Origin of the sequence: Aurantiacibacter sp. MUD61 (assembly GCF_027912455.1) — a bacterium.
Classification (GTDB): domain Bacteria; phylum Pseudomonadota; class Alphaproteobacteria; order Sphingomonadales; family Sphingomonadaceae; genus Alteraurantiacibacter.
Genome location: NZ_CP115446.1, coordinates 448,773 through 455,000, shown reverse-complemented (window position 1 = coordinate 455,000; position 6,228 = coordinate 448,773). Strand labels below are relative to the sequence as shown.

The following is a 6,228-nucleotide window of genomic DNA, read 5'->3' as shown; positions in this document are numbered from 1 at the left end:
AGAGGTTCAAATCCTCTCAGGCCCACCATTTTTCGCCTTTGGCTATGGGGCCTTAGCTCAGCTGGGAGAGCACCTGCTTTGCAAGCAGGGGGTCATCGGTTCGATCCCGATAGGCTCCACCAGCCGAAGAGCGAAAAACGAATACTCCAGAGATGAAGAGAAAACGGATCCCGCGTTTGGCGGGTAGGCGGTTTCGACCGCTGTCTTTGACATTGTGAATGGGTTTTTAAATCGATGCCGTGGCGCATAGATTGCTTGGAAGGTCTAGCCGACCCGTCAAGCGTTTGGTCTATGCATCACAAATCAATCAAATTGATTATCTGGCTGAGATAATTCCTCCGCGCCATCTTTAAGCGAACAGCTTTTATGCAGGCTTGTCGTTGATGGTGTGGATTCTCAAGCGTGAGGTAAGAGCATTTGGTGGATGCCTTGGCATGTACAGGCGAAGAAGGACGTGGCACGCTGCGATAAGCGTCGGGGAGCTGTGAGCAAGCTTCGATCCGGCGATTTCCGAATGGGGAAACCCACCTTCACCATTTCTTTCTGGTTACCTTCTGGTGATCCGAGAGAGGTGGATAAGGTATCACCGAGCTGAATATATAGGCTTGGTGAAGCGAACCCGGGGAACTGAAACATCTCAGTACCCGGAGGAAAAGACATCAACCGAGATTCCGTTAGTAGTGGCGAGCGAACGCGGACCAGGCCAGTGCCTTTTCATAACTTAGCAAAACTCTCTGGAAAGTGAGACCATAGTGGGTGACAGTCCCGTATGCGAAAACGATTGAAAAGGACTTGAGTAGGGCGGGACACGTGAAATCCTGTCTGAACATGGGGGGACCACCCTCCAAGCCTAAATACTCGTACATGACCGATAGCGAACACAGTACCGTGAGGGAAAGGTGAAAAGCACCCCGATTAGGGGAGTGAAACAGTACCTGAAACCGGATGCTTACAATCAGTTGGAGCCCCTTTAGGGGGTGACAGCGTACCTCTTGCATAATGGGTCAGTGACTTAATCTAACATGCAAGCTTAAGCCGTTAGGTGTAGGCGCAGCGAAAGCGAGTCTGAATAGGGCGACTAAGTATGTTGGATTAGACCCGAACCCCGGCGATCTAGGCATGAGCAGGCTGAAGGTGCGGTAACACGCACTGGAGGGCCGAACCGTTTAATGTTGAAAAATTATCGGATGACTTGTGTTTAGGGGTGAAAGGCCAATCAAGCCGGGAAATAGCTGGTTCTCCGCGAAATCTATTGAGGTAGAGCGTCAGATGTATGCCAATGGGGGTAGAGCACTGGATGGGCTAGGGCTGCGCGAGCGGTACCAAACCTAACCAAACTCCGAATACCATTGAGTCTTGTCTGGCAGACAGACGGCGGGTGCTAAGGTCCGTCGTCAAAAGGGAAACAGCCCTAACCTACAGCTAAGGTCCCCAAGTCATATCTAAGTGGGAAAGCATGTGGGAATCCCAAAACAACCAGGAGGTTGGCTTAGAAGCAGCCATCCTTTAAAGAAAGCGTAACAGCTCACTGGTCTAAATAAGGGTTCCTGCGGCGAAGATGTAACGGGGCTAAAGATATGCACCGAAGCTTAGGGTTGCAGTTTACTGCAGCGGTAGCGGAGCGTTCCGTAAGTTGATGAAGCCGAAGGGTAACCGACGGTGGAGATATCGGAAGTGCGAATGCTGACATGAGTAGCGATAAAGAGGGTGAGATGCCCTCTCGCCGAAAGACCAAGGGTTCCTGCGCAACGCTAATCGGCGCAGGGTAAGCCGGCCCCTAAGACGAGCCCGAAGGGGGTAGTCGATGGGAACCACGTTAATATTCGTGGGCCTGAAGATGTGTGACGGATGGCGGAAGTAGTTCAACCTTATTGGATTGGTTGGGCTGCCAAGTTGTCCCGGGAAATAGCCTCTTCATATAGACCGTACCCGAAACCGACACAGGTGGTCAGGTAGAGTATACCAAGGCGCTTGAGTGAAGTATCCTGAAGGAACTCGGCAAATTGCCTCCGTACCTTCGGAAGAAGGAGGCCCTGGATCGACGCAAGTCTTTTCAGGGGGCACAGGCCAGGGGGTAGCGACTGTTTATCAAAAACACAGGACTCTGCTAAGTCGGCTTCAAGACGACGTATAGGGTCTGACGCCTGCCCGGTGCTGGAAGGTTAAGAGGAGGAGTGAAAGCTCCGAATTGAAGCCCCAGTAAACGGCGGCCGTAACTATAACGGTCCTAAGGTAGCGAAATTCCTTGTCGGGTAAGTTCCGACCTGCACGAATGGCGTAACGACTTCCCCACTGTCTCCAGGATATGCTCAGCGAAATTGAAGTTCCCGTGAAGATGCGGGATACCCGCGGTTAGACGGAAAGACCCCGTGCACCTTTACTGCAGTTTCAGAGTGGCATTAGGAAAGAGTTGTGTAGCATAGGTGGGAGGCTTTGAAGCGTGGGCGCCAGTCCGCGTGGAGCCATAGGTGAAATACCACCCTGCTGTTTTCTGATGTCTAACCTCGTACCGTTATCCGGTACAGGGACCCTCTGTGACGGGTAGTTTGACTGGGGCGGTCGCCTCCTAAAGAGTAACGGAGGCGCGCGATGGTAGGCTCAGGCTGGTTGGAAACCAGCTGCGAGAGTGCAATGGCATAAGCCTGCCTGACTGCGAGACTGACGAGTCGAGCAGAGACGAAAGTCGGTCATAGTGATCCGGTGGTCCCTCGTGGAAGGGCCATCGCTCAACGGATAAAAGGTACGCCGGGGATAACAGGCTGATACTGCCCAAGAGCTCATATCGACGGCAGTGTTTGGCACCTCGATGTCGGCTCATCACATCCTGGGGCTGGAGCAGGTCCCAAGGGTTTGGCTGTTCGCCAATTAAAGTGGTACGTGAGCTGGGTTCAGAACGTCGCGAGACAGTTTGGTCCCTATCTGCCGTGGGCGTCGATTGTTGAGAGGAGTTGCCCCTAGTACGAGAGGACCGGGGTGAACATACCTCTGGTGTACCTGTCATCGCGCCAGCGGTGCAGCAGGGTAGCTATGTATGGACGGGATAACCGCTGAAAGCATCTAAGCGGGAAGCCTCCCTCAAGATAAGCAATCATCGAACCGTGATAGACCATCACGTTGATAGGCTGGGTGTGGAAGCGTAGTAATACGTGGAGCTAACCAGTCCTAATAGTTCTGTTCGCGCTTGTTGGATCCCACCATCAATGTCAGGCCTGAGTATTACTCAGACTGGTGTTGAGGAGGAATTCTCAAAGCCGGATAATGACGCCTTCAAACGCACAAACACCATGATTGGTGCATCGATTTAAAACCTTGCCCGCACGCCGGCTTTATTGCTTGGTGGTCATAGCGCCTGTGACCCACCCGATCCCATCTCGAACTCGGCCGTGAAACCAGGTAGCGCCGATGGTACTAGTGCTTAAGCACTGGAAGAGTAGGTCGCCGCCAGGCATTATAGCCGGCGAGCAGCAAGGTAACCCATTCACGATTTCAAAAAAGCCGCTGCCGGTGTTACCGAGCGGCGGCTTTTTCGTCTCTGGCCTTGCGGGCTTGAGGCAAAACTAGGTGACGCGGGATGGAGCAGTCCGGTAGCTCGTCAGGCTCATAACCTGAAGGTCGTTGGTTCAAATCCAACTCCCGCAACCAAGTTCACAAAGCAAAAAGGCCGTCCCTCGGGGCGGCCTTTTTGCGTTTAGGTCCCTGTCATCATGGGCGCCTTACCGCCAGCGCAGAGCGATATGCGTCAGCAGTCGCTTCGTCGAAGCAGACAAAGGTAATCGCGTCGAAGGCATCGGGCGTGTCCGTGACAGCTGCACAGGCGGTGGTCACCGCAACGCCAGCAGCTTGCGAGACGGGATAACCAAACCGGCCTGTCGAGATCGCGGGAAAGGCAAGCGTGCGCAGGCCATGCTGCCGGGCGAGCGCCAGAGATGTTTCGTGACACGACGCCAGCAATTCGGGCTCGCCCTTGTCGCCGCCTTGCCAGTTCGGCCCGACGGTGTGGATGATGTGCCGGGCAGGCAATTTGTAGCCTTTGGTGATCTTCGCCTGACCGATCTTGCAGCCGCCCAGGATCCGGCATTCGTGGACCAGCTCCGGCCCGGCAGCGCGGTGGATCGCTCCATCTACGCCGCCTCCGCCCAGAAGCGACGTGTTCGCCGAATTGACGATCGCGTCGACATGGCACTTGGTTATGTCGCCGATCATCACAGAGAGGATTGCATGGTTTCGTTCAGCCATCTGAAGAGGCTATCCCAAGCGGTTGCCCCCAGCAATAATCCCGATGATAGGCAAACCGTTTAATCTTTCTACGCGCGCGGTGCTTGCTCTGTGAATCCGCCAACCTAAGGCGATGGGCGGGGTGACATACGCGCGACATTATGCGCTAATAGAACGGCAAATATATCTGATGGGAACACCGTTTCATGTTGCAAACTGATCGTCGCAAATTCCTCGCTTCAACGTCGACTGCCTTTGGTGGTTTGCTGCTGAGCGGATGCATGTCGAACACAGCCACTGTGCGCTCCATGCCTGAGGGCAATCGCTTCGGCGCTTTGCAGCCTGATCCGGCCGGTATCCTCGATTTGCCCCCCGGCTTTTCCTATCGCATCATCTCGCGGTCGGGCGACATGATGGACGATGGCGAAGGTGTGCCCGATGCCGCCGACGGCATGGGGTGCTTTGACATTGGCGACGGCAAGATCGCGCTCGTGCGCAACCATGAATTGCGCCCCTCTGCGGAAAACGTCATCGCGGTTTCACCTGCCTATGACACCGTTGCGCGAAGCCTCTTGGCTCTGCCCGGGGGCACGACCACTATCATTCTCGATGCAGAGACGCTGGAGGTGCAGGAGCAATATCGCAGTTTGGCAGGCACCATCCGTAATTGCGCGGGCGGCGTCACGCCGTGGAATACGTGGCTCAGCTGCGAAGAGAATACCACGACAGTCGAAGAGTCGGGAGGTCGCCTCAACAAGAACCACGGCTATGTATTCGAAGTGCCTGCGAATAGCGGCGGCCTTGTCGATCCGCAGCCGCTGCGCGCCATGGGCCGTTTCAATCACGAAGCCGCCTGCGTCGATCCGCGCACGGGCATTGTTTATATGACCGAAGACCGCGGAGACTCGCTGTTCTATCGCTTCATTCCCGATGTGCCGGGCGATCTGGCGGCAGGTGGTACACTGCAGGCGCTCAAGCTCGACGGGATGCAGGATACGCGCAACTCGGAAGATGGCGGCAGCCGTCTTTCCGTAGGCAGCATGGTCCCCGGAACATGGCTCACGCTGGACAATGTCGAAGCCTTCGATGATGATCTGCGCCAACGCGGCGCGGATCAGGGCGCGGCGATCTTTGCGCGCGGTGAAGGCATCTGGATGGGCGATGGCGAAATGTATTTCACCGCAACCAGCGGCGGCGCAGCGGGCGAAGGGCAGATTTTCCGCTTTACTCCGCGTCCTGACAGCGTCGATCTGCTGGAGCTGTTCTATGAAAGCCCGGCGGCGAGCGAATACAGCTTTGGCGACAATCTTGTGGTCTCTCCATTCGGTGATCTCATCGTTTGTGAAGACCAATATGGCGACACGGTCGACAATCATTTGCGCGGCATCACTCCGGCCGGCGAGGCTTATGCCTTCGGCCGCCTGCGATTGCAGACCGAGCCGGCAGGTGCCTGTTTTTCTCCCGACGGGCGGACGCTGTTCGTGAACGCCTATTGGCCGACCATGACTCTTGCCATCACCGGGCCGTGGCCGACTGCATGAGCGACATGCCTTCGGTCCTGTTCGTCTGCCTTGGCAATATTTGCCGGTCACCCATGGCCGAAGGCGCTTTGCGGGTCGCGACTCGGGATGCCGGATTGGACGTCGAGATAGACAGCGCTGGCACCGGCGGATGGCATTTGGGCAATCCGCCCGACAGCAGGGCGATCGCAACGGCGCGTGAAAAAGGCGTCGACATTTCCGGGCTTCGCGCCCGGCAGGTAACGGAGAAAGACTTCACGCGCTTCACGCATATCTTCGCGCTCGACGCGCAGAATCTGGTAGATCTGCAGCGCCTGGCTCCTGCCGATGGGACAGCGGAAGTGGCTCTTCTCCTCGATATCGTACCGGGGCGAGAGGGCGATGCTGTGGCCGATCCCTATTATGGCGATGCCGACGGATTCGAAATTACGTGGAGCGATGTCAGCAGCGCTGCGGATGCGATTGTTCGCCTGCTCGGCAAATAGGGTTTGCG

3 protein-coding genes, 3 tRNA genes and 2 rRNA genes (1 of these 8 cut by a window edge) are annotated in these 6,228 nt (G+C 56.0%); 7 read left to right on the top strand and 1 reads right to left on the bottom strand.

The annotated features are described in order from the left end of the window. The 5 genes from O2N64_RS02175 to O2N64_RS02155 form a co-directional block, all read left to right on the top strand. Positions 1-28: transfer RNA gene (locus O2N64_RS02175), tRNA-Ile, on the top strand (it extends 49 nt beyond the left edge of the window). A gap of 18 nt (positions 29-46) precedes the next feature. Next, a tRNA-Ala gene (locus O2N64_RS02170) sits at positions 47-122 on the top strand. Positions 123-397: 275 nt separating this feature from the next. Next, positions 398-3,186, top strand: a 23S ribosomal RNA gene (locus O2N64_RS02165). A 146-nt stretch (positions 3,187-3,332) separates the two neighbouring features. Then, positions 3,333-3,447: ribosomal RNA gene (gene rrf, locus O2N64_RS02160) — 5S ribosomal RNA — on the top strand. Between the two features lie 118 nt (positions 3,448-3,565). Then, positions 3,566-3,642 (top strand) — tRNA-Met (locus tag O2N64_RS02155). Positions 3,643-3,702: 60 nt separating this feature from the next. Here the strand turns inward: O2N64_RS02155 and O2N64_RS02150 are convergent. Continuing rightward, positions 3,703-4,236, bottom strand: coding sequence for an O-acetyl-ADP-ribose deacetylase (locus tag O2N64_RS02150; protein WP_271078655.1), 534 nt, complete (start codon positions 4,234-4,236; stop codon positions 3,703-3,705). Positions 4,237-4,496: 260 nt separating this feature from the next. Here O2N64_RS02150 and O2N64_RS02145 point away from each other — a divergent pair, with 260 nt between their 5' ends. Next, a complete protein-coding gene (locus O2N64_RS02145; protein ID WP_333781571.1) occupies positions 4,497-5,756 on the top strand; it encodes an alkaline phosphatase PhoX in 1,260 nt (419 codons plus the stop codon). Further along, on the top strand, positions 5,753-6,220 hold the full coding sequence (locus O2N64_RS02140) for a low molecular weight protein-tyrosine-phosphatase (RefSeq protein WP_271078653.1): 468 nt from the start codon (positions 5,753-5,755) through the stop codon (positions 6,218-6,220). The genes O2N64_RS02145 and O2N64_RS02140 overlap by 4 nt, the downstream gene beginning before the upstream one ends. Positions 6,221-6,228 lie beyond the last annotated feature (8 nt).

Coding starts and splice junctions, on each gene's coding strand:
- O2N64_RS02150 (WP_271078655.1), bottom strand. CDS start 4,236: ATGGCTGAACGAAACCATGCAATCCTCTCTGTGATGATCGGCGACATA.
- O2N64_RS02140 (WP_271078653.1), top strand. CDS start 5,753: ATGAGCGACATGCCTTCGGTCCTGTTCGTCTGCCTTGGCAATATTTGC.
- O2N64_RS02145 (WP_333781571.1), top strand. CDS start 4,497: ATGTCGAACACAGCCACTGTGCGCTCCATGCCTGAGGGCAATCGCTTC.